Below are 26,126 nucleotides of genomic sequence, written 5' to 3'. Positions count from 1 at the left end.
TCCTTCTGTGTACGTCCGACGGCCGGCGGCCGTCAGACGACGATGTTCACGAGGCGGCCCGGCACGACGACGATCTTCTTCGCCGGCTTGCCGTCGCTGAACTTCGCGAACGCGTCGTCGGCCACCGCCGCGGCTTCGATCGCCTCGCGGCTCGCGTCCTTCGCGACCTTCAGCGCACCGCGCACCTTGCCGTTCACCTGCAGCACGAGTTCGATCTCGGCCTGCTCGAGCGCAGCCTCGTCGACCTTCGGCCACGGCGCATCGAGCAGCGTGCCGAATTCGTCCGCGTAGCCGAGCGTCTTCCACAGCTCGAACGTGACGTGCGGCACGACCGGGTACAGCACACGCAGCAGCACGCCGTACGTCTCGCGCAGCACGCCGGGCGTCGCGCCCTTCGCGCCGTCGATCGCGTTCAGCATCTTCATCGCGGCCGACACGACCGTGTTGTACTGCAGGCGCTGGTAGTCGAAATCGGCCTGCTTCAGCACGCTGTAGATCTCGCGGCGCAGCGCCTTGTCGGCTTCGCCGAGCGCGGCCGCATCGAAGCCCGCGCGCGCGGCGAGCGCTTCGTTGTTGCCGTAGCCGAAGCTCCATACGCGGCGCAGGAAGCGGCTCGCGCCCTCGACGCCCGCGCCCGACCACTCGAGCTGCTGCTCGGGCGGCGCGGCGAACATCGTGAACAGGCGCGCGGTATCGGCGCCGTACAGGTCGATCAGCACCTGCGGATCGACGCCGTTGTTCTTCGACTTCGACATCTTCTCGATGCCGCCGAGCACGACCGGCTCGCCGTCCGTGTTCAGCGTCGCGCCGACCGGGCGGCCCTTGTCGTCGTGCGTGACCGTCACGTCGGCCGGGTTGTACCAGGTCTTCTTGCCCGATGCGTCTTCGCGGTAGAACGTCTCGTTCAGCACCATCCCCTGCGTGAGCAGGTTCTTCGCCGGCTCGCCGAACTTCACGAGGCCGAGGTCGCGCATCACCTTGGTCCAGAAGCGCGAATACAGCAGGTGCAGGATCGCGTGCTCGATGCCGCCGATGTACTGGTCCATCGGCATCCAGTAGTCGGTGCGCGCGTCGACCATGGTCTCGGCGTCCGGCGCCGTGTAGCGCGAGAAGTACCACGACGAATCGACGAAGGTATCCATCGTGTCGGTTTCGCGCTTCGCGGCCGCGCCGCACTTCGGGCACGTGCAGTTCAGGAACGCTTCCGACTTCGCGAGCGGGTTGCCCGAGCCGTCCGGCACGAGGTCTTCCGGCAGCACGACCGGCAGGTCCTGCTCCGGCACCGGCACGTCGCCGCACGACGGGCAGTGGATGATCGGGATCGGCGTGCCCCAGTAGCGCTGGCGCGACACGCCCCAGTCGCGCAGGCGCCACGTGACCTGCTTGTCGCCGAAGCCGCCGGCGTTCAGGTCGGCCGCCACCGCGTCGACCGCGTCCGCATAGCGCAGGCCGTCGTACTTGCCGCTGTTCACGCAGACCGCGGTTTCCTTGTCGCCGTACCACTCCTGCCAGGCGTCGAGCGAGTAAGCCTGGCCTTCGGCCGAGATCACCTGCTTGATCGGCAGGTCGTATTTCTTCGCGAACGCGAAATCGCGCTCGTCGTGGCCCGGCACGCCCATCACCGCGCCTTCGCCATAGCTCATCAGCACGTAGTTGCCGATCCACACCTCGACCGGCTCGCCCGTGAGCGGATGCTTGACCGAGAAGCCCGTCGCGACGCCCTTCTTCTCCATCGTCGCGACGTCGGCCTCGGCGACGCCGCCGCGCTTGCATTCGTCGATGAACGCCAGCAGCTCGGGCTTGTCCTGCGCGAGGCGCGTGGCGAGCGGGTGCTCGGCCGCGATCGCGCAGAACGTAACGCCCATGATCGTGTCGGCGCGCGTCGTGAACACGCGCAACAGCTTCTGCTCGCCGTCGAGTTCGTACGGGAAACCGAAGTTCACGCCGAAGCTCTTGCCGATCCAGTTCTGCTGCATGATCTTCACGCGCTCGGGCCAGCCGAGGCCGTCGAGATCGTTCAGCAGCTCATCCGCGTACTGCGTGATCCGCAGGTAGTACATCGGGATCTCGCGCTTTTCGACGAGCGCACCCGAACGCCAGCCGCGGCCGTCGATCACCTGCTCGTTCGCGAGCACGGTCTGGTCGACCGGGTCCCAGTTCACGGTGCCCGTCTTCTTGTACGCGATGCCCTTCTCGAGCATCTTCAGGAACAGCCACTGGTTCCACTTGTAGTAGTCGGGCTTGCACGTCGCGATTTCGCGCGACCAGTCGATCGCGAGGCCCATCGACTGCATCTGGCCCTTCATGTAGTCGATGTTGTCGTAGGTCCACTTCGCGGGCGGCACGCCGTTCGCCATCGCGGCGTTCTCGGCCGGCATCCCGAACGCGTCCCAGCCCATCGGCATCAGCGTGTTGTAGCCGTTCATCCGCAGATAGCGGTACATCACGTCGTTGATCGTGTAGTTACGCACGTGACCCATGTGCAGCTTGCCGGACGGATACGGCAGCATCGACACGCAGTAGAACTTCGGCTTCTGCGAATCTTCCTTCGTCTTGTAGGCATCGGCTGCGCGCCAGTCGCCCTGGGCGGCGGCTTCGACGTCGGCGGGTACGTATCTCTCGTGCATGGTGTGGTTCGGACTAGGCTTTAAGCGGCGCGACGGCTCGCGCGCAGGTGTGGATCGAAAATCGCGCTTGCCCGGCGCGGGAACAGGCTGGCGGTTTCCAGGCCCGACCGCGGTTGCCGGCAGAACCCGGAACGCCCGGACGAGCTCCGGATGACCAGGGAAACCCTGCAGACCGGGAAAAACGTCGATTATACCGCCCGTGCCGGCCCGCACGGCCGGTCTCGCGGGCTTGGGCCCTCAACACGACGAGGTGTCAGGGTTTCGCGCCGGCGGCACCCGCCTGCGGCGGCATGTCGGTCACGAAGCCGATCCGCGTGAGGCCCGCGGCCTGCGCGGCCCCCATCACCTGCGCGATCACGTCGTAGCGGGTCGCGCGCGACGCGCGCAGCCGCAGCTCGGGCGGCGCGGCGCCCGCGGCGGCGGCCCGGAAGCGCGCCGGCAGCGCGTCGAGCGCGACGGGCGTATCGTCCCAGTACAGCTTGCCTGAGTCGTCGATCGACAGCGTGACGGATTGCGGCGTGTCGCGCGCGACGCTGGCCGCGACCTTGGGCAGGTCGAGCCGGATCGCATGCGTCATCAGCGGCGCGGTAATGATGAAGATGACGAGCAGCACGAGCATCACGTCGATCAGCGGGGTCATGTTGATCTCCGCCATCGGCGCGGACGTCTTGTGGTGCTCGAGTCCGCCGAATGCCATGGTTGCTCCTCCGGGATGGGCGCGTCAGGCTTCCTGCGCGCACACGAACACGTGCAGGTCGCGCGCGAAGCCGTCGAGTTCCTCGGCGAGTTGCCGCACGAGCCGCCCGAGGATGTTGTAGGCGAGCACCGCCGGAATCGCGACGACGAGCCCGAACGCGGTCATGATCAGCGCCTCGCCAACCGGCCCCGCGACGTTCTCGATCTGCGCCTGCCCGCTCGCGGCGATGCTGCCGAGCGCATGGTAGATGCCCCACACGGTGCCGAGCAGCCCGACGAACGGCGCGGTGCTGCCGATCGACGCGAGCAGCACCTGGCCGAATTCGAGACGCCGCTGCGAGCGCAGCATCGCGTGGCGCAACGCGCGCAGCACGCGTTCGTTGCGCTCGACCCGCGCGGCCAGCGCGGCTGGATCGTGGTCGTCGGCCGCATCGCGCGCGGCTTCGGCGAGCGGCACGAACACGCGCTCGCGATCGGCGCCGGCGAGCGCGGCAATGCCCGCGTCGAGCGACGGCGCGCGCCAGAACGCGGCGAGCGCACGCGGCCCCTGCCGCTTCGCGCGGACCAGCAGCCAGGCTTTCATGAAGAGGAAGCACCAGCTGGCGACGGACATCGCCAGCAGTACATAGGCGACGGCGTGCGTGATCGCATCGCCGCTTTCGAGGTAGTGGACAACGCCGGTGGGAATCGCCATCGGAGTTTCCCCGTTGTGTCAGCGCAGGCCGAGCACGTCCTGCATGTCGAACAGGCCGGCGCCGCGCGCCGACAGGAAGCGGACCGCGCGCAGCGCGCCCTGCGCGTACGACACGCGGCTCGACGACTTGTGCGTGATCTCGATGCGCTCGCCGATCCCGGCGAACAGCACGGTGTGGTCGCCGACGATGTCGCCGCCGCGCACCGCGGCAAAGCCGATCGACGACGGATCGCGCTCGCCCGTCACGCCGTGGCGGCCGTACACCGCGCAATCGTCGAGCGAGCGGCCGAGCGCGCCGGCGACGGCTTCACCCATCATCAGCGCGGTGCCCGACGGCGCATCGACCTTGTGGCGGTGATGCGCCTCGATGATCTCGATGTCGTAGCCGTGCGAGAAATGCTTCGCCGCGAATTCGAGCAGCTTCAGCGTGACGTTCACGCCGACGCTCATGTTCGCCGCGAACACGATGCCGATCTTGCCGGCCGCGGCCTGCAGTTCGGCCTTCTGCTCGGCGGTGAAGCCGGTCGTGCCGATCACGAGCTTCACGTCGTGGCGCAGCGCGGCCTCGATGTGCGCGATCGTGCCTTCCGGGCGCGTGAAATCGATCAGGTAGTCGGCCTGCGCGAATACGGCGTCGAGGTCGTCGGTCAGCTTGATCCCGGTTTCCCTGCCGAGGAACGCGCCCGCGTCCTGACCGAGGAACGGCGAATCGGCGCGGTCGAGCGCGCCGACGAGCTGTGCATCGGGATCGTTGAGAACGGCTTCGATCAGCATCCGGCCCATACGGCCCGATGCGCCGGCAATCGCAATCTTCATGGCTTTCTACACGACAGGTCTAAAGGCGGGCGGCACATGCCGCCCTGTTTCCGCTTGCCGGCCGCTTACTGCGACTGGGCCGGCGCGGTGATCGGCTGGTTCTGCAGCGTGTCCGAGCCTTGCGGGCCGACCGGCGGCGACGCCTCGTTCGACACGTTCGGCTGCGGCGGACGATGGAACTGGAACTGCGGCTGAATCGCCGGCACCGCGCCCGGCGGCTGGCCGCCCGGCACCGGCGCACCGCCGGCAGCCTGCGTGGACGGCGCGAAACGGCGCGCGTTCGAGCCCTGACCCGACACCTGGTTGGTCGCGCGGTTGGCCGCGCGGGCAGCCTGCGCGTTCGCATCCTGGTCGACCACCGCGCCGGACGCCGGCACGACGGACGGGCTGGCGACGGTATCCGGCGCCGGCGCGCTCGCCGCTTGCGCAGCGCTCGCGGCAGCCGCCTCGGAAGCGGCCCTCGCCGCCGCGGCCGCCTTCGCCTTCTTGCCGCCGCGGTCGCCGTCGATGTCGGCCAGCAGGTCGAGCTCGGACGGCAGGTTGTCTGCGCCTGTCCAGCCCGCGAGGCGATCGCCCGCGAAGGTCACGACGAGATCGCGCTGCTGGACGACTGCCGTCGAGCCGCGCTTGAAGTAGAAGAGGTAATCCCAGCGGTCGGCGTGGAACATGTCCGCCAGCAGCGGCGTGCCGAGCAACGCGCGCACTTGCTCGCGCGTCATGCCGACCTGCAGTTGCGCGGCTTTCTCCTGCGATACGAAGTTGCCCTGCACGACGGTGATCCGATAGGGCGTGATGCTCTGCGCGATGCGCTGCGTCACGCTGTCGTACGACGAACAACCAGCCAGCGCCGCAACGGCGGCGGCAGCGATGATGGCACTCCGCATGCGACTCCTCTGAAAGTGCGAAAGCGATTCTGGGATCATTTCCTTCACCGTGCTGGCCCGTATGCAGGCCGCGCGTGTTTCTGGAACGGCGAAAAGCCGGTAACATTGAAGCCCTGCATTGTACTCTAGGGATGCCTAGCCATGACCAATCCGACGGATCTCAAGAATATTGGGCTCAAGGCCACCCTACCGCGCCTCAAGATTCTCGAGATCTTCCAGCAGAGTCCGGTGCGCCACCTGACGGCCGAAGACGTCTACCGCAACCTGCTCAACGAGCAGCTCGACATCGGGCTCGCCACCGTCTACCGCGTGCTCACGCAGTTCGAGCAGGCCGGCCTGCTCACGCGCAGCAACTTCGAATCCGGCAAGGCCGTGTTCGAATTGAACGAAGGTTCGCACCACGACCACCTCGTGTGCCTCGATTGCGGCCGCGTCGAGGAATTCTTCGACGCCGAGATCGAGGGCCGCCAGCAGGCCATCGCGAAGGAGCGCGGCTTCCGGCTCCAGGAACACTCGCTCGCGATGTACGGTTCCTGCACCACCGAGAACTGCCCGCACCGCAAGCACTAAAGCGCGCGACTCGCGCACGCAGCACGGCCCGGCCGGCATTTCGCCGCCCGGGCCGTGTTCTTTTCGGGATCGTGCCGCGCGCCGCGCGCGGACCGGTTCGGAACGCTTACGAAAGCCCTTCGGCCGTCTCGCGCCGCCCGCGCCCGGAACCCGGCGCCGGCTGCGCGTCGCGTCAGGCCGTGCTCGCGCAGGCTGGTTCGAACTCGAGCGCCCACGCGACGTCGAGCGGGATCTCGTCGCAATTCGGCTGCGAGCCGCCGCGATCGACGATCACGAAATCGCTGACCGCGTCGAGCGCGAGCAGCGGATGGTGCCAGACGCCCTTCGCATAATTCACGCCCTGCCAGCCTTCGGCCAGGAACGCGCGCATCGCGTCGGGCCGGAATTCGCCGGCCGGCGCGACCACGATCGCGTAGCGCGACACGGCCGCGAGCGGGATGAAAGCCTGGCTGCCGTGCGGATGGCGCTCCATCAGCGTGATGGCGACCGGCAGCGCGCGCGGCTGCGCGCGAAACACGCTGACGAGCGGCCGGCCGCCGTCCGCGCAGACGTCGATCGTCGCGAGATCGTGGAAGCGTTCGGTCGTGCCGCCGTTGATCGGGAAATGCCGCGCGCCTTCGAGCGCGATCACGTCGCCGAACGGCGCGAACGCTTCGCGGGTCAGGCGCTCGACGCGCAGGATGTGTGGTCCGCTCATGCCGTTACCCTCCTTCAAGCCGGCTCGCCCCACAGACGCAGGCGCGACACGCCGCCGTCCGGGAAGATGTTGAAACGCACGTGCGTGACGGGGCCGAGCGCCGCGAGCTGGTCGAACGTATGCACGTGGTCCATCGACAGCTTCTGCTCGCCGAGCAGTTCGGCCCAGAACATCGCCTGCGTGACGAGCGAATCGTCGGTGCCGCCCGCTACCCGCGCGGCCTGCAGTGAGCAGCGGTCGGGGAAGTTGCCCTTGAAGAACGCCGTATCGACCTCGACGCGCCGGATGATGCCCGGCCGCGCGAGCGCGACGATCGCCCAGTCGTTGCCGGGCTCGCGGCGGCGCCGCGTTTCCCAGCCGTCGCCCATGTTCGCGCCGCGCCCCGGCATCAGCATCTGCGATGCCGGGCCGAAGTGCTGGTTGTTCGCGGCGACGAGATGACCGCCGTTCTCGATTGCCGCGAGATCGACGAGCTCGCCGGCCGGCACGTCGCGCCAGTCACGCTGCGGCTGGCCGTACACGCGCAGCCGCGCCAGCCCGCCGTCCGGATACAGGTTCACGCGCAGGTGCGTGACCGGCTGCGCGTCGTCGACGCTCACGTAGTGATGCGAATTGCCTTGCAACGTCGTCGCGGGGACGATCGTGCGCCACTCGGCGTCGTCGGGCGGCGTGTCGCCGGGGGCGCTGCACGCTTCGATCGACGCGGCCGGCGGGAAATTGCCGGTGAAGTGGCTCGTGTCGAGATCGACGCCGTAAATCACGCCCGGCCGCGCAAGGCGGACCACGCAGAAGTCGTGGCCGGTCGTGCGCTTGCGGCGCGTTTCCCAGCCGTCCATCCACTTGCCGTGGTCGTCGTACTTGCCGGGAATGAACACGGCCGGCTCGGGATTCAGCATGCGCTCCTTCGGCGCGAAGAATTCGTCGCTGGCGAAGAGCGCCTGCGCACCGAGGCGCGGGTCGGCGAGGTTCATGTAACGCCGCGTAAACGCCGGCGCGTTCGGATCGAGGATGGGGGCTGCCATGTCGTCTCCACTATGTTTTAAAGCGCCGGCGCGTCGAGGCGCCAGCAGCAAGTCAATCGATCGCGCGGGACAACCGGGGGGAGGAGGTCGCCCCGCGCGGCGGCGCGCTCAGAGCGCGTGAGCCTGGTCGCCGGCGACCGGCGCCGTGCGGCCTTCCTCTTCGGCCGGCACGTAGCGCAGCTCGCGGTTCAGCACGCGTGTCGCGCGGGCGCGGTCGATGTCGTTCTCCCACACCGCAACGACGACCGTCGCGACGCAGTTGCCGATCAGGTTGGTCAGCGCGCGGGCGATGCCGACGAACCAGTCGACCGGCAGGATCAGCACGAGGCCGAGCACCGGAATCGCCGGGATCGCCGACAGCGTCGCCGCGAGGATCACGATCGCCGAACCCGGGATGCCGTGCGCGCCCTTCGACGTGACGAGCGACACGAGCAGCACGACGATCAGGTCATGCGTCGACAGCGGCGTGTTGGTGGCCTGCGCGATGAACAGCACGGCGAGCGTCAGGTAGATCGAGAAGCCGTCGAGGTTGAACGAGTAGCCGGTCGGGATCACGAGGCCGACCGTCGAATCCTTGACGCCCATGTATTCGAGCTTGCGCATCACCTGCGGCAGCACCGCATCCGACGACGCCGTGCCGAGCACGATCGACAGTTCCTCGCGCAGGTAGCGGATCAGCTTGAACACCGAGAAACCCGCGAGCCGCATCACGATGCCGAGCACGACCGTGACGAACACGAAGCAGCTCAGGTAGAACACCGCGACCAGGTAGCCGAGCTGCTTGAGCGACGCGACGCCGTACTTGCCGGTCGTGAACGCGATCGCACCGAGCACGCCGAGCGGCGCGAGCTTGATGATGAAGCCGATGATCCGGAAGAACACGTGCGACAGTTCCTCGATCAGCGAGTTGACGCGCTGCGCCTTGTCGCCGAGCAGCGACAGCGCGGAGCCGAACAGCACCGCGAACACGAGGATCTGCAGGATGTCGCCCTTCGCGAACGCGTCGATCGCGGTCTCGGGGATGATCTTCATCAGGTAGCCGGCCGTGTCCTTCAGGCTTTCGGCGTTCTTCGCGTACGACGTGAGCGACGACGCGTCGAGCGAGCGCAGGTCGATGTTCATCCCGACGCCCGGGCGTGTGAGCCACGCGAGCACGAGGCCGATGCCGAGCGCGAGCGTCGTCATGATCTCGAAGTAGATGACGGCTTTCAGGCCGACCCGGCCGACCTTCTTCAGGTCGCCTGCGTTGGCCATCCCGCTGACCACGACGCAGAACACGATCGGGCCGATGACCATCTTGATGAGCTTCAGGAAGCCGTCGCCGAGCGGTCGCAACGACTCGGCGAAATGCGGGAAGAACGCGCCTAGCGCGACCCCCAGGATCAATGCGACGACTACCCGGCCAAACAGCGAATTGAAGAATTTCGACACGGCGCTCTCCCGATCCAACGGTTGCAGTTTCGTCTGTTCATACTGGTAAGACCAGTGATGTTATGGAGGATAGTAGGAAGCCGATATAGTGGCGTCAAGGACGGACAAAATAGGGATTTCCCGCCCCCTCCGCACGCGCCCGGTTGCCCCGAAAGCGTGCCTGATCGTGGCTTACCCGTAGGGCGGTCATGCACCGCGCATGTGCGGATTACAATGCCGGTCAGACCGGCCATCGTTCACATCATGAAAAATGTTCCGCATACCGTGACCGACGCCACCATCGCGACGATCCGCGACCGGATCGAGGCAGGCGTTTATCCGGTCGGCAGCCTGCTGCCGGCCCAGCGTCAGCTCTCCGAGGAGCTGGAGATCAGCCGCGCGTCGCTGCGCGAGGCGCTGTCGACGCTCGAGGCGCTCGGCATGCTGCGCATCCGCGCGGGCAAGGGCGTGTACGTCGAAAGCGCGCAGGCAACGGCCGCGCATGCATGGCGGTTCGCCGAGCAATCGTCGCCGCCCGACACGTACCAGATGCGCTATGCGCTCGAAGGGTTTGCCGCGCGGATGGCCGCGCACGTCGTCAGCGATGACGACATCGCGTGGTTCGAGGAGAACCTCGCCGACCTGCACGTCGCGCTGACCGAGAGCGCGCTCGACGCGGCGTCGCAGCTCGACTTCGACTTCCACATGCGGATCATCCATCTCGCCGGCAACGCGGCGATCGAATCGGTCCTGCGCAGCAGCGCGGACATCATGAAGGAAAGCCAGCGCATGCCGTTCTACCGGCGCGAGCTGCTGCTGTCGACGTGGCACGAGCACCGCGCGATCGTCGACGCGCTGATCGCGCGCGATGCGGCCGCCGCGGGCACCGCGATCGAAACGCACATCGCGAACGCCGCGCAGCGCGCGGGCATCTTCTTCCCGACACCGGGCGCGTAACGCGCCCGGGCCGCCGCCCGGTCGTACCGGTCAACCTCCCGACGGATCGCGATACGCGAGCGCGCGCTCGATGAACGCGCGCGCCGCGACGCTGCGGTATGCGCCCTTGCGCGTCAGCAGCGCGGCCGTGCGGGTCGGCAGCGGCGGATCGATCTCCAGCGCGCACAGGCCGGCGCTTTCACGCGCGACCGCATCGGGCAGCACCGTCGCGAGCCGGCCGCAGCGCACGAGCTCCAGCACCGCGCTGATCGTATTCGTCTCGATCGCGATCAACGGCCGCGCGCCATGCTCGATGAAATAGCGGTCGATGCTCTCGCGCGTCGCGAACGCGCGGCTCAGCAGCACCAGCGGCTCGCCGCTCAGCTCGGCCGGTGTCAGCGCGCGGCGGCGCCGCGCAAGGCGGTGCGTGCGGCCCGTCACGAGCGCAAGCGGTTCGTCCCATAGCGGCAGCGCGTCGATATCTGGCGCGCGCGGCGGCACGAACGCGAAGCCGGCATCGAGCCGGTCGTCGGCAAGCAAAGCCTCGATGCGCTCCTGCGGCATCGCGTCGATCGTCAGTGCGACGTTCGGATAATCGGCATGGAACGCGTCGATCAGCGAGCCGCTCAGGTAGGCCGCGAAGGTCGGCATCATCGCGAGCCGCAGCGAACCGCTGCCGAGATCGGCGACGTCGTGCAGCGCGCGCTGCCCCGTATCGAGTTCGTGCAGCGCGGCGCGCGCGTGGCGCGCATAGACTTCGCCGAATTCGGTGAGCTGCACCGTGCGGCCCGAGCGGTCGAACAGCTGCACGCCGAGCGTTTCCTCGAGCTGGCGGATCTGCTGCGACAGCGTCGGCTGCGACACGTGCAGCGCGTCGGCCGCGCGCGTGAAACTGCGCTGCTCGGCGACGGCCAGGAAATAGCGGATATGGCGGAGAAGCATCGCGGCCAACGTATTGGTTTTACCAATGGATACCATAACGATCCAGTCTTGGACGCTATGGTTCGATTCCCGCATGATACGCACATCCGTTCCGCTGCACCGCGCCTGGCCGCACCGGAACGGCACGCCCGGGCCCGCCTGCCCTCGCCCGCCGCACGGCGATCCGCCGCCCGCCCGATCCGGGCATCGGCCGCGATCCGCCCGGCGCGCATCGGTTCACCGCCGATCCGTCGACGCCGGCCCCGATTTCCGTCACCCCGCGCAGCCAACGGCCCCGTGCCGCCGGCCGGCGCCGCTGTTTTTCGCGACCATGGAACCGCATCACGACACCCATCCTCCCCTGACCCGCGGCATGACGCTGCTGTTCGCCTGCGCGTGCGGCATCGTCATCGGCAACATCTATTACGCGCAGCCGCTGCTCGCCGCGATCGCGCACAGCTTCGGGCGCGCGCCGACCGAGCTCGGTTATCTCGTCACGCTGACGCAGCTCGGCTACGCGGCAAGCCTGCTGCTGATCGTCCCGCTCGGCGACGCGGTCAACCGCCATACGCTGATCGTGCGGCTGCTGATGCTCAACGTCGTCGCGCTGGTCGCGGTCACGTTCAGCACGAACTTCACGATGTTCGTCGTCGCGAACGTCGCGGTCGGCTTCGTCACGTGTTCGACGCAGCTGCTCGTGCCGTTCGCGGCATCGCTCGCCGACGCGCGTTCGCGCGGCCGCGCGGTCGGCACCGTGATGAGCGGGCTGCTGCTCGGCATCCTGCTCGCGCGCGTCGCGGCCGGTGCGATCGCCGACGGGTTCGGCTGGCGCGCGGTGTACGGCATCGCCGCGGTGATGGTGCTCGCGCTGACCGGCGTGCTCGCCGTGAAGCTGCCGAAGGATCGCCGCGATACGCGCGTCGACTATGCGGCGCTGATGAAGTCGCTGGTCGCACTGGTGCGCGCGCAACCGCTGATCGCGCTGCGCTCCACCTACGGCGCGCTCGTGTTCGCGTGCTTCAGCCTGCTGTGGACGGGCCTCACGTTTCTGCTGAGCCAGCCGCCATACAGCTATTCCGAAGGTCGGATCGGCCTGTTCGGGATCGTCGGCGCGGTGGGTGCGCTCGCGGCAACGTCGGCCGGCCGGCTCGTCGATCGCGGCCACGGCAATGCGGCGACGGGGCTGTTCGCGGCGGCCGTGCTCGCATCGTTCGCGCTGATCGCGACCGGCGCGCACTCGCTCGCGGCGCTGATCGCGGGCATCCTGCTGCTCGACGTCGGCGTGCAGGGCATGCACATCTCGAACCAGAGCGTGATCTATGCGCTGGCGGGCAACGCGCGCAGCCGCGTGACGACGATCTACCTGACGAGCTACTTCATCGGCGGCGCGCTCGGGTCGTTCGCGGCGAGCGTCGCGTACGGCATCGACGGCTGGCGCGGCGTGTGTATCGCGGGCGCGGCGCTTGCCGGCGTGCTGATCGCGCTGTGGCTCGCTTCGCAGCGCGTCGGCGTACGGCAGGTCACGCAGTAATCCGTTTCCAGATCGCCACGAAAAAAGGCACGCCGCGCGAACCGCGGGCGTGCCTTTTTTGCTTTCACCGACGTGTTGTGGGCTGGCGCCGGACGATCAGGCGGACTCGTCCGCGAAATCGATCAGCACCTTCATCGCGCGCTGTCGGTCGCCGGCCAGTTCGAACGCCAGATGCGCGTCGCGCATCGGGAACACGCGCGTCACGGCCGGCCGCAGGTCGACGCGCCCCGCGTTGATCAACTGCACCGCAAGCGCGAATTCCGCATGGAAGCGGAACGATCCGCAAATCGACAGCTCCTTCGCGACCACGACGTTCTGCGGCAGGCTGACATCGCCGCCGAGTCCGAGCTGCACGACGACCCCGCGCGGACGCATCACGTCCAGACCGTCGCGCAGCGCACGCTCATTGCCCGAACACTCGATCATCACGTCGAACGTGCCCTTGTCGGCGGCGTAGCGCGCGACCCATCCGGCATCGGTCGCCGCATTGATCGTGCGGTCGGCGCCGAGCGAGCGCGCCACTTCCAGCGGCGCCTCGACGACATCGGTCGCGACGATCTCCGCCGCGCCGTGCACGCGCGCCGCCGCGACCGCCAGCACGCCGATCGGCCCGCAGCCCGACACCAGCACGCGCTTGCCGATCAGCGGACCCGCGCGCGACACCGCATGCAGCCCGACCGCGAACGGCTCGGCGAGCGCCGCGAGCGACAGCGGCACGTGCTCGGCCACTTTCACGCACTGCACCGCGTCGCACACGAGCGCGTTGCGAAACGCGCCCTGCACGTGCGGCATCCGCATCGCGCTGCCGTAGAAGCGCATGTCGAGACACTGGTTCGGCAGGCCTTCGAGGCAATAGCGGCACGCGCCGCACGGCCGGCTCGGATTGACCGCGACGCGATCGCCGACCTTCACCGACGTCACGTCCGGCGCGACCGCCGCGACCGTGCCGGCAACCTCGTGGCCGAGCACCATCGGCTGCTGCAGCCGGATCGCGCCGAAACCGCCGTGCCGGAAGTAATGCAGATCGGAGCCGCAGATGCCGCCCATCGCGACGTCGACGCGCACCTGGCCCGGGCCGATCTCGCCCGCATCCTGCTCTTCGACCCGCAGGTCGTTCGGCCCGTGGATCACGACACACATGCAACGCATACGCATGACACTCTCCTCAGACGACCGGCGTGAGCAGCGGCTCGCCGGCGAAGTGCGCGGCGAGGTTGTCGCGCACGAGCCAGCCCATCGCCTGACGCGTCTCGATCGTGCCGCTCGCATGATGCGGCTGCAGCAGCACGTTCGGCAACGCGAGGAAACGCGGGTCGATGCGCGGTTCGCTCCAGAACACGTCGAGTGCGGCACCGGCGATCGCGCCGCGCTCGAGCGCGTCGAGCAGCGCGGGTTCGTCGACGGTCGTGCCGCGCGACACGTTCACGAGATAACCATGCGGCCCGAGCGCGTCGAGCACGCGTGCGTCGACGAGCCCGCGAGTCGACGGCCCGCCCGCGAGCGTGACGATCAGCAGGTCGCACCAGCCGCCCAGCTCGGCCAGATCGCCGAAGAAACGGTACGGGCTGTCCGCGCGCGGCGCGACGTCGAAGTAGCCGAGCTCGACGTCGAATCCGGACAGCCGGCGCGCGAGTGTCGAACCGATGCGGCCGAAGCCGACCACGCCGACGCGCTTGCCGTAGAGCCGCGTGACGAGCGGCATGTCGCCGTCGCGCCATGCGCCGGAGCGCACGTACGCGTCGCCGGCGCCGATCCGCCGCATCATCGCGAGCGCGAGCCCGACGCCGAGATCGGCGACGTCGCCGGTCAGCACGTCGGGCGTGTTCGTCACGCGGATGCCGCGTTCGCGCGCGGCGGCGAGATCGATCGCGTCGGTGCCCACGCCATAACACGCGATGATCTCGAGCTTCGGCAGCGCGGCGATCAGCGCGGTATCGGCGCCGAGGTCGCCGCGTGTCGCGATCGCGCGCACGCCGGCGCCCTGTTCGGCGAGGAACGCCGCGCGGTCGGCGGCCTCCCACAACCGGTGTACGTCGTAGCCGGCCGACAGCCATGCGTCGTCCCACGGCTGGTAAGGGCCCGTCATCAGCAGTGCGGGCCGCTGGGTCGATTCGTGCGCCATCTGCGCTTGCTCCTGTCGAGGTGAATTGAAGGCGAAACCATGCCGGGCCGCGTCGGCCGCCCGGCCCGTTCATGCGTGCCGCGCGAGCGGGTCGGCGTCCGGCGCCGGCGCGGTTTGCGCCGCATCGAGCGGATCGTCGAGATCGCGGTTCAGCGTTTCGGGCATCCGTGCGGTCGTGAACAGCGTGATCAGCGTCAGCAGCGCCAGATAGGCGGCGATCGGCACCCACGCGCGCACGCCGGCCGCGTGGTCGCCGCCGTGCAGCGCGATCACGGTCGCGATGAGGGTCGCGCCGACCAGCGGCGCGATCCCGCCCGCGAGCACGGCCGATACTTCGCGCGAGAACGACACGCCCATGTAGCGATGGCGCGCGCCGAACAGCTCGGGCAGCAGCGCGGCCTGCGCGCCGAGCATCCCCCAGTTCGCGAAGCCTTGCGCGACCGAGATCGCGATGACGCTCGCGACCACGTTCCCCTGGCTGAAGATCCACCACACCGGGAACGCGAGCGCGAGCTGCAGCCACGCGAACGCGCGATACACGCGCACGCGGCCGAAGCGGTCGCTCAGCCGGCCCGCCAGCGGTACCGTGCATGCGCCGACCGTCGCCGCGCACACCAGCGCGAGCGCGCCGATCGGCCCCTTCATCCCGATCACGCCCGCGAGATAGCTGACGGCGAGCGCCTGGTAGATCGACGAGCCGCCGTTCTCGGCCATCCGCAGGCCGATGCCGATCAGCAGCGAACGCTTCGAATGCCGGACCGCGCTCCTCAGCGGATTCGCCGAGACCTGCGCGCGTTTTTCCAGCCGCACGAAGGTCGGCGACTCGTGCAGCCTCACGCGCATGTAGAGCCCAACCGCGACGATCACCGCGCTGAACAGGAACGGCACGCGCCAGCCCCAGCCGTCCGTGACACGGTCGAGGTTCGCGAGCAGCAGGAAATAGACGGCGGCCGCGAGCACGGTGCCGAGCTGGATGCCGAGAAACGGCAGCGACGCATAGAAGCCGCGCTTGCCGGGCGGTGCGTATTCGGTCATCAGCACGGCGGCGCCGGCCTGCTCGGCGCCGGCGCCGAGGCCCTGCAGGATGCGCAGCAGCACGAGCAGCGCGGGCGCCCAATAGCCGGCCGTCGCGAAAGTCGGCAGCACGCCGATCAGCGTGCTCGCGACACCCATCAGCAGCACCGTCGCGGTCAGCACGAACTTGCGGCCGATCCGGTCGCCGAGCACGCCGAACACGACGCCGCCGAGCGGGCGCACCGCGAAGCCGACAAAGTAGGTGCCGAAGCTCGCGATCAGCCGCATCTCCGCGGTTTGCCCGGGAAAGAACAGCGGCCCGAAGACCAGCGCCGACGCGAGCGTGTACAACGCGAAATCGTAGTATTCGAGCGCGCTGCCGAGCGAGCAGGTCCATGCCGCGCGGTTGAGCTGCTTCGTGTCGACGCCGCGGCGCTCGACGGTCTCGGCCGGCACGGCATCGTGCCGCGCGGGCGGCGGGGAAGTGCGATCCATCGTTGTCTCCTGTCTCCTGCTTCCGTTCCGGAACCTGGCTACGCGGCGCGCGCCGGGACATCGGCCCGCTCGTGCGGCGGGCTCTTCTGGGAATTCGGATGCCGGCCGAAGCCGGCCGACGGCACGCCGCGCATCGCGCGGGCGCGCCGCCGCTCAGACGGCGCTGGTCAGCCCGCCGTCGACGAACAGTGTCTGGCCGTTCACGAAATCGGAGGCGGCCGACGCGAGGAAGATCGCCGCGCCGCACAGCTCGTCGACGCGCCCCCAGCGGCCGGCCGGCGTGCGCTTGCACAGCCAGTCCGAGAACGCCGCGTCGTCGACCAGCGCGCGATTCAGTTCGGTCTCGAAATAGCCGGGCGCGAGGCCGTTCGCCTGGATGCCGTGGCGCGCCCAGTCGGCGCACATCCCTTTCGTCAGCATCCGCACCGCGCCCTTCGTCGCGGCATACGGCGCGATCGTCGGCCGCGCGAGCTCGCTCTGCACCGAGCAGATGTTGATGATCTTGCCGTGGCCGCGCGCGATCATGTGACGCGCGACCGCCTGCGCGACGTTGAACACGCCATCGAGATTCACGCGCATCAGTGCATGCCAGTCGTCGGGCTCGAAGGTGTCGAGCGGCGCGCGGCGCTGGATGCCCGCGTTGTTCACGAGGATGTCGATCGCGCCGACGCGCGCCTCGAAATCGTCGATCGCCGCGCGCACCTGCGCATGCTCGGCGACGTCGAACACCGCATGGTCGGCCGCGAAACCTTCCTCGCGGAAGTGGCGCGCGAGCGCCGCGGCCTTTTCCTCATTGCGATCGTTGATGACGATCGCCGCGCCGGCTTCCGCGAGCCCGCGAGCGAGCGTCAGCCCGATCCCGCGTCCGGAACCCGTGATCAGTGCGCGGCGGCCGTCCAGGCGGAACCGTTCAAGCGCGTTCGTCATGCATGTCTCCTCGTGCCGGTGGAGCCGGGCGCCCGTCGCGGCCGGTCTCTCGTTGACGGTATCTTCGGCTGCCGGCCGGGCACCGCGCCAATGGTCTTTTTTGATGCGGTTATCATGAAATCTGATTACCGCCCTCGCCTGCCCGCCGCCCATGGAACTCAAGCAATTGCGCGCCTTCGTCACGCTCGCGGAAGAGCTGCATTTCGGGCGCGCCGCGCAGCGCCTGTTCATCGTGCAGCCCGCGCTGAGCATGCAGATCAAGGCGCTCGAGGAAGAGCTCGGCGCGCGCCTGTTCGAGCGCGACCGGCACAAGGTCGAACTGAGCGATACGGGGCGCGTGTTCCTGCCCGAAGCGCGGGCCACGCTGCAGCAGGCCGCGCGCGCGGAACAGATGGCGCGGCTGTCGAGCCGCGGCGAGATCGGCACGCTGCGGATCGCGTTCGTGTCGTCGGTGCTGCCCACGCTGCTGCCGGCCGTGCTGCGCACGATGCGCGAGCGTTATCCGCTGATCACGCTCGAACTGAAGGACATGCCGACACCCGCCCAGATCGCCGCGCTGCGCGACCGGCGGATCGATTTCGGGATGATCCGGCTGCCGGCCGCGTATGCGGGCATCGACACGCGCGTGGTGCTCGAGGAAGGTTTCGTCGTCGCGCTGCCGTTCGACCACCCGCTCGCCGCCCACGACGCGATCCCGCCGGCCGCGCTGCGCGGCCAGCCCGCGTTCGTGCTCGCACGCCGCTACGCGCCCGGCTTTCACGACGACATGCTGCTCGCGCTGAGCCGCGCGGGCACGACGCTCGAGATCGCGCAGGAGTTCGGGGAATTCACGACGATGCTGGCGCTCGTCGCGGCCGGCATGGGCATCGGGCTGATCCCGGCGGAAGCCGCCAGCGCGCTGCCGCCGAACGTGCTCGCACGGCCGCTCGACCTGGCCGGGCACCGGACCGGCATCGGCCTCGCGTGGACCGACCTCGACAGCCCGCTGAAGCGCGCCTTCGTCGACGCGCTCGAGCAGGTGACGGCAGCGTCGGCGCAATAAAAAAAGCCCGGCCGGAAAACCGGGCCGGGCTCGTTTGCCGCGCGTGCCGCTTTGCGGAGGCCGCGCAACGTGCGGGATTACTTCGCGTTCGCGAACGCGACAGCCGTATCCAGCATGCGGTTCGAGAAACCCCACTCGTTGTCGTACCAGCTCGACACCTTGACGAGGCGGCCCGACACCTTGGTCAGCGTCGCGTCGAACGTCGACGAAGCCGGGTTGTGGTTGAAGTCGATCGACACCAGCGGTGCGTCGTTGTAGCCGAGGATGCCCTTCAGCGCGCCTTCCGACGCTTCCTTCATGATCGCGTTGACTTCCTCGACCGTCGTGTCGCGCTTGGCGATGAACGACAGGTCGACGACCGACACGTTGATCGTCGGGACGCGGATCGCGTAACCGTCGAGCTTGCCGTTCAGTTCCGGCAGCACGAGGCCGACGGCCGAAGCAGCGCCCGTCTTCGTCGGGATCTGGCTATGCGTGGCCGAACGCGCGCGGCGCAGGTCTTCGTGATAGACGTCCGTCAGCACCTGGTCGTTCGTGTACGCGTGGATCGTCGTCATCAGGCCGGTTTCGAGGCCGATCTTGTCGTTCAGCGGCTTGACGAGCGGCGCGAGGCAGTTCGTCGTGCACGATGCGTTCGAGATGACGGTGTGCTCGGCCTTCAGCACGTTGTGGTTCACGCCGTAGACGATCGTCGCGTCGACGTCCTTGCCGCCCGGCGCCGAGATGATCACCTTCTTCGCGCCGCCCTTCAGGTGCGCGCTTGCCTTTTCCTTGGTCGTGAAGAAGCCCGTGCACTCCATCACGACGTCGACGCCGAGCTCGCCCCACGGCAGTTCTGCCGGGTTGCGGTTCGCCAGCACGCGGATCTTGTCGCCGTTCACGACGAGGTAATCGCCGTCGACCGACACTTCGCCCGGGAACTTGCCGTGTGCGGTGTCGTACTGGGTCAGGTGCGCGTTGGTCTTCGCATCGCCCAGGTCGTTGATCGCGACGATCTCGAGATCGTGCTTCTTGCCGTTTTCATAAAACGCGCGCAGCGTGTTGCGGCCGATGCGGCCGTAGCCGTTGATTGCGACGCGAATCGTCATGGTCTATCTCCTGATGGCTGAAAAAATTCGTTTCGTGCAGCTTCACGGTGCGACGCGCGCGGCAGGGGGCGCGCGTCGCGTATGTCTTTAGGCCAGCACGGCCTTGGCGGTCTCGACGACGTGCTCGACGGTGAAGCCGAAGTACTTGAACAGCACGCCGGCCGGCGCCGATTCGCCGAACGTGTCGATCCCGACGACGCCGCCTTCGAGGCCGACGTACTTGTGCCAGAAGGCCGTCACGCCCGCTTCGATCGCGACGCGGCGCACGCCGTGCGGCAGCACGCGTTCGCGGTATTCGGCGTCCTGGCGGTCGAACACGTTGGTCGACGGCATCGACACGACGCGCGCCGCGATGCCCTGCTGCGCGAGCGGCTCGACGGCCTTCATCGCGAGTTCGACTTCCGAGCCCGTCGCGATCAGGATGATCTTGCGCGCGACGATCTCTTCGTCCCAGTCCTTCAGCACGTAACCGCCCTTCTCGATGTTGGCGATCTGTGCGTCGGTGCGCGGGTTGAACGCGAGGTTCTGGCGGCTGAAGATCAGGCTCGACGGACGATCCGCGGCGACCGCGTGGGTCCATGCGACGGCCGTTTCGACCGTGTCGGCCGGACGCCAGACGTCGTGGTTCGGGATCAGGCGCAGGCTCGACACGTGCTCGATCGACTGGTGCGTCGGGCCGTCTTCGCCGAGGCCGATCGAATCGTGCGTGAACACGAAGATCGACGGCACCTTCATCAGCGCGGCCACGCGCAGCGCGTTGCGGCTGTAGTCGGAGAACGTCAGGAACGTGCCGCCGAACGGCTTGTGGCCGCCGTGCAGCGCGAGGCCGTTGATCGCGGCGCTCATGCCGAATTCGCGCACGCCGTAGTTGATGTGGTTGCCCAGCACGACGCCCGGGCCTTCCGGATTCGCGCGGACGGCCTTCGACGCCTTCCAGTTGGTCAGGTTCGAGCCGGTCAGGTCGGCCGAGCCGCCGAGCAGTTCGGGCAGCGCGGCAGCCAGGCCTTCGATCGCCTGCTGCGACGCCTTGCGGGTCGCCACCGTCTCGCCGCGCTCGTTCGCGCCGGCGATGATCGCCGCCGCCTTCTGCGCCCAGTCGGCCGGCAGCTTGTTCGCCATCCGGCGCTCGAATTCGGCGGCTTCTGCCGGGAACTTGGCGCGATAGGCGGCGAACGTCGCGTCCCATTCGGTTTCAGCGCGCTTGCCGGCTTCCTTCGCGTCCCATGCCGCGTAGACTTCCTGCGGAATCACGAACGGCTCCCACTTCCAGCCGAGCGCTTCGCGCGTCTTCGCGATTTCTTCCGCGCCGAGCGCCGCGCCGTGCACGTCGTGGCCGCCCGCCTTCGTGGCCGCGCCCTGGCCGATCACCGTCTTGCAGCAGATCATCGTCGGCTTGTCCGACAGCTTCGCCTTCGCGATCGCCGCGTCGACCGCGTCGACGTCATGGCCGTTCACGTTCGGGATCACGTTCCAGCCGTACGCTTCGAAGCGCTTCGGGGTATCGTCGTGGAACCAGTTCACGACGTCGCCGTCGATCGAGATGCCGTTGTCGTCGTACAGCGCGATCAGCTTGTTCAGCTTCAGCGTGCCCGCGAGCGAGCAGGCTTCGTGCGAGATGCCTTCCATCAGGCAGCCGTCGCCGAGGAACACGTACGTGTGGTGATCGACGATCTTCGCGCCGTCGCGGTTGAACTCGTCGGCCATCAGCGCTTCGCCGAGCGCCATGCCGACCGCGTTCGCGAGACCCTGGCCGAGCGGGCCGGTGGTCGTCTCGACACCCGGCGTGATCCCGTATTCCGGGTGGCCCGGCGTCTTCGAGTGCAACTGGCGGAAGTTCTTCAGCTCTTCGATCGGCAGGTCGTAGCCGGTCAGGTGCAGCAGCGAGTACAGCAGCATCGAGCCATGGCCGTTCGACAGCACGAAGCGGTCGCGGTCTGCCCAGTGCGGGTTCGTCGGGTTGTGCTTCAGGTGGCGCGACCAGAGCGCGACGCCGATTTCGGCCATGCCCATCGGCATGCCGGGGTGGCCGGAGTTCGCTTGCTGGACGGCGTCCATCGCGAGCGCACGGATCGCGTTGGCCATCAGGGTGGTGGAGGCGGGAGACGAAGTCGTCATGTCGAGTCCGGAGAACGAGTCGAGGAAACGGGGGCACGGCGGCATCCGGAAGCTCGAGCGTCAATCGTTCCCGGCGCGCGGTGCGGCGCCTGACGGACGCGAAGCGGACGGAGCCTACGGACGGGGCTGCAAAGCTCGTCATTTTAACAGATGGGCTGACATTTCCCTTGTCCGCGCGTAGTGTTCCGGCACGGTTTTCCGTCAAACCGCGCGCCTCCTATAATTCAGACGTCAGAACTGCCTGCCCTCAGCGGCCCCGCCCGTGAGCACCACGCTTCTCTTTCACCCTACGCCCGACGCCACCTACGGCTTCCCGAATGCGCGGCGGCTCGCGCATGTCGCGTCGCCGCACCAGCAGATCGAGGTCTGGGAAACGCCGCAGCTCGGCCGCCTGTTTACGCTGGACGGCCAGCCGATGACGTCGGTCGGCGACGAGTACGTCTATCACGAGTGCATGACGCACCCGGCCGCGCTCGCGCATCCGTCGCCCAGGAAGGCGCTCGTGCTCGGCGGCGGCGACGGCGGCGCGGCGCGCCAGTTGCTCAAGCACGCGTGCATCGAGCGGATCGTGATCGCGGAGCTGGACGACGAGGTGGTCGGGATGGCGCGCCGTTATCTCGACGACGTGCACCAGGGTGCGCTCGACGACCCGCGCGTCGAGGTCGTGATCGGCGACGCCGCGCATTTCGTCGAATCGACCGTCGAGCATTTCGATCTCGTCGTGTTCGACCTCACGCCGCCCGATTCGCCGGCGGCCGGCCTCTATACGCGTGCGTTCTACGCGCGGCTCAAGCGGATCCTCACGCCGTGCGGCGCGATCTCGATGCACCTCGGCTCGCCCGTGTTCCATGCCACGCGCATCGCCGCGCTGCTCGACGACCTGCGCGCGAGCTTCGCGGTCGTCGATCCGCTGTCCGCGCACGTGCCGCTGTACGGCTCGCAGTGGCTGATGGCGATCGCGAGCGACACGCTCGATGCGGCCGCGCTGTTCGCGCACGACATCGACGACCGGCTCGCCGCCCGTCGCGTGCAGGGCTTGCGCTACTACGACGCGCGGCTGCATGCGTCCCTCTTTGCCCTGCCCTGCGCGCTGCGCGATACACTGGGCGCTCGCCGCTGAGCACCCGGGCGGTCGAGCCGTTCCGCTTTCCCCACGCAGGAGAACTACCGATGACCGATCCACGTCCGGCCAACGTGCCTTGGTTGACGCCTTATCTGGCCGTACGCAACGCGCGCGCGGCCATCGATTTCTTCAAGGCCGCATTCGGCTTCGAGCTGCGCGACGTGCACGACGAGGACGGCGCGATCATGCACGTCGAGATGGCCTATCGCGGCCAGCTGATCGTGATGTTCGCGCCCGAAGGCGCGTTCGGCTCGACCGCGCTCACGCCGAAAAGCGCGAACACGACCGCGCCGCAATCGTTCTATCTGTATGTCGACGACGTCGACGCCACCTGGCAGCGCGCGCTCGACGCGGGCGCGAAATCGCTGAGCGCGCCGCAAGACCAGTTCTGGGGCGACCGCTTCGCGCAGATCGAGGATCTCGACGGCTACCGATGGGCGCTCGGACACCGTCTCCACGCATGACCGACACCGCAACACGCATGAACGAAGCCACCACCACCGCGGCCGTGCCGCGCTTTTTCGTCGAAGCCGCATTGCGCGCCGACGCAACACTCGCATTGCCGGCCGACGTCGCACGCCACGCACAGGTGCTGCGCCTGCAGCCCGGCGACGTGCTCGCGCTGTTCGACGGCACCGGCGGCCAGTACCGCGCGCGGCTCGTCGAGATCGACAAGCGCAGCGCGATCGCGCAGATCGACACGTTCGAACCGGCCGAAGCCGAACCGCCCTACCGCGTGACGCTCGCGCAAGGCATCGCCGGCGGCGACAAGATGGACTGGGTGATCGAGAAAGCCGTCGAGCTCGGCGTCGCGGCGGTCGTGCCGCTGTCGACCGCGCGCGGCGTCGTGAAGCTGTCCGGCGAACGCGCGGACAAGCGCGTCGCACACTGGCGCGGCGTCGTGCGTGCGTCGTGCGAACAGTGCGGACGCAACCGTGTACCCGACGTTGCTCCGGTCGCCGGCTTCCACGCGTGGCTCGATACGCTGCCTGCCACACCGGCCGACGGCGAGCTGCGGCTGCTGCTGTCGCCGCGTGCGAGCATCTCGTTTGCGTCGCTGCCCGACGCGCCGCCCGCGGCCACCGTGACGCTGCTGATCGGCCCCGAAGGCGGGCTGTCGCCCGACGAGGAAAACGCGGCGCGCGCCCGCGGATTCACCGCGTTGTCGCTCGGGCCGCGCGTACTGCGCACCGAGACGGCCGGTGCGGCCGTGCTCGCGGCGTTAGCCGCGCGTTGGGGCGGGTGGTAACGAGCAGGGTGTGCCGCCGCGACGCGGCACGGCCCTTCCCCGCTCGCACGCGACGTTGACGTCGCGGTTTATCGCACGTTACTTGTCGCTCGACGAGCCGTGCGGCATCGAATCGGACAATGCGTCGACCACCGGCGTGAGCACGTCGCCCGGGCTACCGGTCGTCCAGCCGCCCTCCTTGAGGCTGTAAATGTCGATCTTGCCCGTCACCGGGTGCGTCACCGGTGCATCGTCCAGCACCTGCGCGATCCCCGAGAAGATCGTCTTGAGCGACGCAATGCGTGCCGCCTCGCTCTTCAGGCGCCGATTCGGCCCCAGCTTCGCCTCCAGCGCCTTCGCGCCCGGCCCCGCATCCGCCACGCGGCAAGCGAATTCGACCGTCGCGATCGTCGCGCCCTCGACATCGGAGTTCGGTCGCTGCGACGACCCGGTCGTCTTGCATTCCGACCGATTGAGCGCGCGCTGATAAGCGGCGGCCATGCTCTCGACCGACGGACGCAACGCGGTACTCGCCTTCGGCGGCATCGGCGCCAGTATCCCGTCGGCCATGTCCTTGCGCATCGAGTCGCCCATCGTCGACAGCACGTTGATGTCGAGCGCGTCCTTGCCGCTGTAGCTCGCGCGAACCGCGTCGTTGAATTCACGGGCTTTCGACACGTCGCCGTTGACGAGCGCGCCGATGTAAAGGTCGACGGTCTGCTCGGGCGTCAGCGGCGCGGCATGCACGGCGCCGGCCGCGACCAGCAGGGGCAACACGACGGCGTGTGCGGAACGGGAAATATTCATGGGAAGACAGCCCTCTCTCGATGTTTGTTGTACGCACCCGATGCGGCGGCTGCCGCAGCCGGGCCGACCAGAATTGTCTCGAAAAATGGCGCCAGATGAAAGGCCGATGTCGGCAAGCGAAGGGCGCACCGGCCCGGACGCGTCGCGCAGGCGCAAAAAAGCCCGCTCGAGGCGGGCTTCTTGCCGGATCGGCCGCAGGCCGATGCGTGCTTACGCGAACGAGTAGAACACCCGGAACGCGACCTTGCGTTCGGCCCAGAACTCGGCCGCTTCGCGGAACACGTCGAGCAGCGTCTCGCGCCCTTCCTTGTCGAATTTCTGCGCGATCGGCAGCCCTTCGAGCACGATCACGAAACCGGGCTGCGCGCCGGCCTTCGCGACGAGGTCGGTCAGGCAGTCGTACAGCGCGTCGTAGTTCTTCCCGAAATGCTTCGGAAACAGGAACGACGTCGCGATCGTTTCCATCACTTCCTGCTTCGACTGCGCGGCGCCGCAAAACGCGTACAGGAAATGCTGGCCGAGCCGGGTGGCTTCGTCGGCGAGATCCTGCACGCGGAACGCGCGGATCGACTGCACGAGATTAGGTCGCACGCTCGTGAAAAGGCTCATAGGCTCCTCGTTCGATGAAAGCCCGGGCTCGGCTTCCTGTTGCTCCGGCGCACTGCCGGCCTGCGCCGCCGCGTGAAGTTGGATCACGCGCTGAAACAGATTGCCGTCGCCGGTCGCGAACAGTTCCGCCGCCGTCGCCGTATCGTGCGCGTAGATGGAGTCGCTCATGCCATTCATCCCGAAGTCATTCAACAATACGTTTAAAACTGTTGTAGTGGTCGCCCGTGTAATAACAGTTGTCGATCCGGCGCAACGGCCCGCCACAGACGATCCGGCGCGCGCCGCGATTGCGGGCACGCGGCGTCGGCACCGTGTATTCATGGTAGTAGCCGCGCTTCGCCTTCGGCAGGATCCGCTCGCGGTTGCCGAACACGACGCCGTCTTTCTCGTACGGATAGGGACCGCCGGCGCCGATCAGGCCCAGCGTGGTCACGGCCTCGCGCGGAAGACTGGCGGTCGGAATCGTATCGAGCCCGCTCGCGGCCACGTCGGCCGAAACGGCCTCCCGTGCGTAAGCGGCGGAAACCAGACTGCCCGTCGGCGTGCCGACGATACCCATCGCGAACATCGCGAAGACGGACGCGAGCGCGCCGTTGCGGAGCCACTTGCGTGCCATGAACCAGGGTTCCCGCTGTTAAATCAAGTAGTTGACGACCAACAAAGGCGTTAGCGTAGCGTTATTGGCCGCGCGAATCAATGTCCGTTTGGGAATCGAAAGCCCGACGACGCGCCGATTTGCGCATTTCTTACCG

25 protein-coding genes are annotated in these 26,126 nt (G+C 68.2%); 7 read left to right on the top strand and 18 right to left on the bottom strand.

Annotation, left to right across the window (positions count from 1 at the left end):
• Nucleotides 1-32 precede the first annotated feature (32 nt).
• The 5 genes from leuS to ACN22W_RS03205 all read right to left on the bottom strand — a co-directional run bounded on the left by leuS (nucleotide 33) and on the right by ACN22W_RS03205 (nucleotide 5,717).
• Nucleotides 33-2,627, bottom strand: coding sequence for a leucine--tRNA ligase (gene leuS / locus ACN22W_RS03225; RefSeq protein WP_193097622.1), 2,595 nt, complete (start codon nucleotides 2,625-2,627; stop codon nucleotides 33-35).
• A 253-nt stretch (nucleotides 2,628-2,880) separates the two neighbouring features.
• The gene (locus ACN22W_RS03220) at nucleotides 2,881-3,324 is read right to left on the bottom strand and encodes an ExbD/TolR family protein (protein WP_419686203.1); all 444 of its coding nucleotides are present in this window, start codon (nucleotides 3,322-3,324) and stop codon (nucleotides 2,881-2,883) included.
• 24 nt (nucleotides 3,325-3,348) lie between these two features.
• Nucleotides 3,349-4,017, bottom strand: coding sequence for a MotA/TolQ/ExbB proton channel family protein (locus ACN22W_RS03215; RefSeq protein WP_193097620.1), 669 nt, complete (start codon nucleotides 4,015-4,017; stop codon nucleotides 3,349-3,351).
• Between the two features lie 18 nt (nucleotides 4,018-4,035).
• The gene (gene dapB / locus ACN22W_RS03210; RefSeq protein WP_048251198.1) at nucleotides 4,036-4,833 is read right to left on the bottom strand and encodes a 4-hydroxy-tetrahydrodipicolinate reductase; all 798 of its coding nucleotides are present in this window, start codon (nucleotides 4,831-4,833) and stop codon (nucleotides 4,036-4,038) included.
• A 65-nt stretch (nucleotides 4,834-4,898) separates the two neighbouring features.
• Nucleotides 4,899-5,717, bottom strand: coding sequence for an outer membrane protein assembly factor BamE (locus tag ACN22W_RS03205; RefSeq protein WP_129513698.1), 819 nt, complete (start codon nucleotides 5,715-5,717; stop codon nucleotides 4,899-4,901).
• Between the two features lie 141 nt (nucleotides 5,718-5,858).
• Between ACN22W_RS03205 and fur the strand changes: the two genes are divergently transcribed.
• On the top strand, nucleotides 5,859-6,287 hold the full coding sequence (gene fur, locus ACN22W_RS03200) for a ferric iron uptake transcriptional regulator (RefSeq protein ID WP_011350926.1): 429 nt from the start codon (nucleotides 5,859-5,861) through the stop codon (nucleotides 6,285-6,287).
• A 172-nt stretch (nucleotides 6,288-6,459) separates the two neighbouring features.
• On the opposite strand, the gene ACN22W_RS03195 is transcribed toward fur, so the two are convergent.
• The 3 genes from ACN22W_RS03195 to ACN22W_RS03185 all read right to left on the bottom strand — a co-directional run bounded on the left by ACN22W_RS03195 (nucleotide 6,460) and on the right by ACN22W_RS03185 (nucleotide 9,437).
• Nucleotides 6,460-6,984, bottom strand: a complete 525-nt coding sequence (locus ACN22W_RS03195) for an ureidoglycolate lyase (RefSeq protein ID WP_048251196.1) — start codon at nucleotides 6,982-6,984, stop codon at nucleotides 6,460-6,462.
• A gap of 14 nt (nucleotides 6,985-6,998) precedes the next feature.
• Nucleotides 6,999-8,006, bottom strand: coding sequence for an allantoicase (gene alc, locus ACN22W_RS03190; protein WP_419686199.1), 1,008 nt, complete (start codon nucleotides 8,004-8,006; stop codon nucleotides 6,999-7,001).
• 108 nt (nucleotides 8,007-8,114) lie between these two features.
• Nucleotides 8,115-9,437 carry a C4-dicarboxylate transporter DctA gene (locus tag ACN22W_RS03185; protein ID WP_048251228.1) on the bottom strand — a complete coding sequence of 441 codons (1,323 nt, stop codon included), beginning with the start codon at nucleotides 9,435-9,437 and terminating at the stop codon, nucleotides 8,115-8,117.
• Nucleotides 9,438-9,650: 213 nt separating this feature from the next.
• On the opposite strand from ACN22W_RS03185, the gene ACN22W_RS03180 reads away from it, so the two are divergent.
• A complete protein-coding gene (locus ACN22W_RS03180) occupies nucleotides 9,651-10,373 on the top strand; it encodes a FadR/GntR family transcriptional regulator (protein WP_412022489.1) in 723 nt (240 codons plus the stop codon).
• Between the two features lie 30 nt (nucleotides 10,374-10,403).
• On the opposite strand, the gene cynR is transcribed toward ACN22W_RS03180, so the two are convergent.
• Entirely contained in the window at nucleotides 10,404-11,294 is an 891-nt protein-coding gene (gene cynR / locus ACN22W_RS03175; protein ID WP_193097617.1) for a transcriptional regulator CynR, read from the bottom strand.
• 310 nt (nucleotides 11,295-11,604) lie between these two features.
• On the opposite strand from cynR, the gene ACN22W_RS03170 reads away from it, so the two are divergent.
• Nucleotides 11,605-12,804, top strand: a complete 1,200-nt coding sequence (locus ACN22W_RS03170; RefSeq protein WP_419686196.1) for an MFS transporter — start codon at nucleotides 11,605-11,607, stop codon at nucleotides 12,802-12,804.
• Between the two features lie 96 nt (nucleotides 12,805-12,900).
• On the opposite strand, the gene ACN22W_RS03165 is transcribed toward ACN22W_RS03170, so the two are convergent.
• From ACN22W_RS03165 to ACN22W_RS03150, 4 genes are all read right to left on the bottom strand, one after another.
• Nucleotides 12,901-13,959, bottom strand: coding sequence for an L-idonate 5-dehydrogenase (locus tag ACN22W_RS03165; RefSeq protein ID WP_419686194.1), 1,059 nt, complete (start codon nucleotides 13,957-13,959; stop codon nucleotides 12,901-12,903).
• 10 nt (nucleotides 13,960-13,969) lie between these two features.
• Nucleotides 13,970-14,926, bottom strand: coding sequence for a 2-hydroxyacid dehydrogenase (locus ACN22W_RS03160; protein WP_419686192.1), 957 nt, complete (start codon nucleotides 14,924-14,926; stop codon nucleotides 13,970-13,972).
• Between the two features lie 69 nt (nucleotides 14,927-14,995).
• The gene (locus ACN22W_RS03155) at nucleotides 14,996-16,435 is read right to left on the bottom strand and encodes an MFS transporter (RefSeq protein ID WP_419686191.1); all 1,440 of its coding nucleotides are present in this window, start codon (nucleotides 16,433-16,435) and stop codon (nucleotides 14,996-14,998) included.
• Between the two features lie 153 nt (nucleotides 16,436-16,588).
• Entirely contained in the window at nucleotides 16,589-17,362 is a 774-nt protein-coding gene (locus ACN22W_RS03150; protein ID WP_419686189.1) for an SDR family NAD(P)-dependent oxidoreductase, read from the bottom strand.
• A gap of 151 nt (nucleotides 17,363-17,513) precedes the next feature.
• Here ACN22W_RS03150 and ACN22W_RS03145 point away from each other — a divergent pair, with 151 nt between their 5' ends.
• A complete protein-coding gene (locus tag ACN22W_RS03145) occupies nucleotides 17,514-18,404 on the top strand; it encodes a LysR substrate-binding domain-containing protein (RefSeq protein WP_419686188.1) in 891 nt (296 codons plus the stop codon).
• A gap of 77 nt (nucleotides 18,405-18,481) precedes the next feature.
• Here ACN22W_RS03145 and gap read toward each other — a convergent pair whose 3' ends face one another.
• On the bottom strand, nucleotides 18,482-19,492 hold the full coding sequence (gene gap, locus ACN22W_RS03140; protein ID WP_014898111.1) for a type I glyceraldehyde-3-phosphate dehydrogenase: 1,011 nt from the start codon (nucleotides 19,490-19,492) through the stop codon (nucleotides 18,482-18,484).
• An 87-nt stretch (nucleotides 19,493-19,579) separates the two neighbouring features.
• On the bottom strand, nucleotides 19,580-21,652 hold the full coding sequence (tkt, locus tag ACN22W_RS03135; RefSeq protein ID WP_419686185.1) for a transketolase: 2,073 nt from the start codon (nucleotides 21,650-21,652) through the stop codon (nucleotides 19,580-19,582).
• Nucleotides 21,653-21,869: 217 nt separating this feature from the next.
• On the opposite strand from tkt, the gene speE reads away from it, so the two are divergent.
• From speE to ACN22W_RS03120, 3 genes are read left to right on the top strand one after another with little or no spacing between them, the layout of a single operon-like run.
• Nucleotides 21,870-22,727, top strand: a complete 858-nt coding sequence (gene speE, locus ACN22W_RS03130) for a polyamine aminopropyltransferase (RefSeq protein WP_048251188.1) — start codon at nucleotides 21,870-21,872, stop codon at nucleotides 22,725-22,727.
• A 50-nt stretch (nucleotides 22,728-22,777) separates the two neighbouring features.
• Nucleotides 22,778-23,194 (top strand): VOC family protein, encoded by a 417-nt coding sequence (locus ACN22W_RS03125; protein ID WP_193097609.1) that lies wholly within the window; start codon nucleotides 22,778-22,780, stop codon nucleotides 23,192-23,194.
• A gap of 17 nt (nucleotides 23,195-23,211) precedes the next feature.
• Nucleotides 23,212-23,979, top strand: a complete 768-nt coding sequence (locus tag ACN22W_RS03120) for a 16S rRNA (uracil(1498)-N(3))-methyltransferase (protein WP_193097608.1) — start codon at nucleotides 23,212-23,214, stop codon at nucleotides 23,977-23,979.
• A gap of 78 nt (nucleotides 23,980-24,057) precedes the next feature.
• On the opposite strand, the gene ACN22W_RS03115 is transcribed toward ACN22W_RS03120, so the two are convergent.
• From ACN22W_RS03115 to ACN22W_RS03105, 3 genes are all read right to left on the bottom strand, one after another.
• Complete coding sequence (locus ACN22W_RS03115; protein ID WP_419686184.1) at nucleotides 24,058-24,765, bottom strand: hypothetical protein; 708 nt, start codon at nucleotides 24,763-24,765, stop codon at nucleotides 24,058-24,060.
• Between the two features lie 210 nt (nucleotides 24,766-24,975).
• A complete protein-coding gene (locus tag ACN22W_RS03110) occupies nucleotides 24,976-25,542 on the bottom strand; it encodes a barstar family protein (protein ID WP_048251226.1) in 567 nt (188 codons plus the stop codon).
• Between the two features lie 16 nt (nucleotides 25,543-25,558).
• A complete protein-coding gene (locus tag ACN22W_RS03105) occupies nucleotides 25,559-25,990 on the bottom strand; it encodes a ribonuclease domain-containing protein (protein WP_048251184.1) in 432 nt (143 codons plus the stop codon).
• Nucleotides 25,991-26,126 lie beyond the last annotated feature (136 nt).

The sequence above is a fragment of the Burkholderia theae genome (assembly GCF_048565265.1).
In the GTDB taxonomy this organism is placed as follows: Bacteria; Pseudomonadota; Gammaproteobacteria; order Burkholderiales; family Burkholderiaceae; genus Burkholderia; species Burkholderia theae.
The sequence above is the reverse complement of the archived record's forward strand: the minus strand, read 5'-3'. Positions and strand labels throughout refer to the sequence as shown.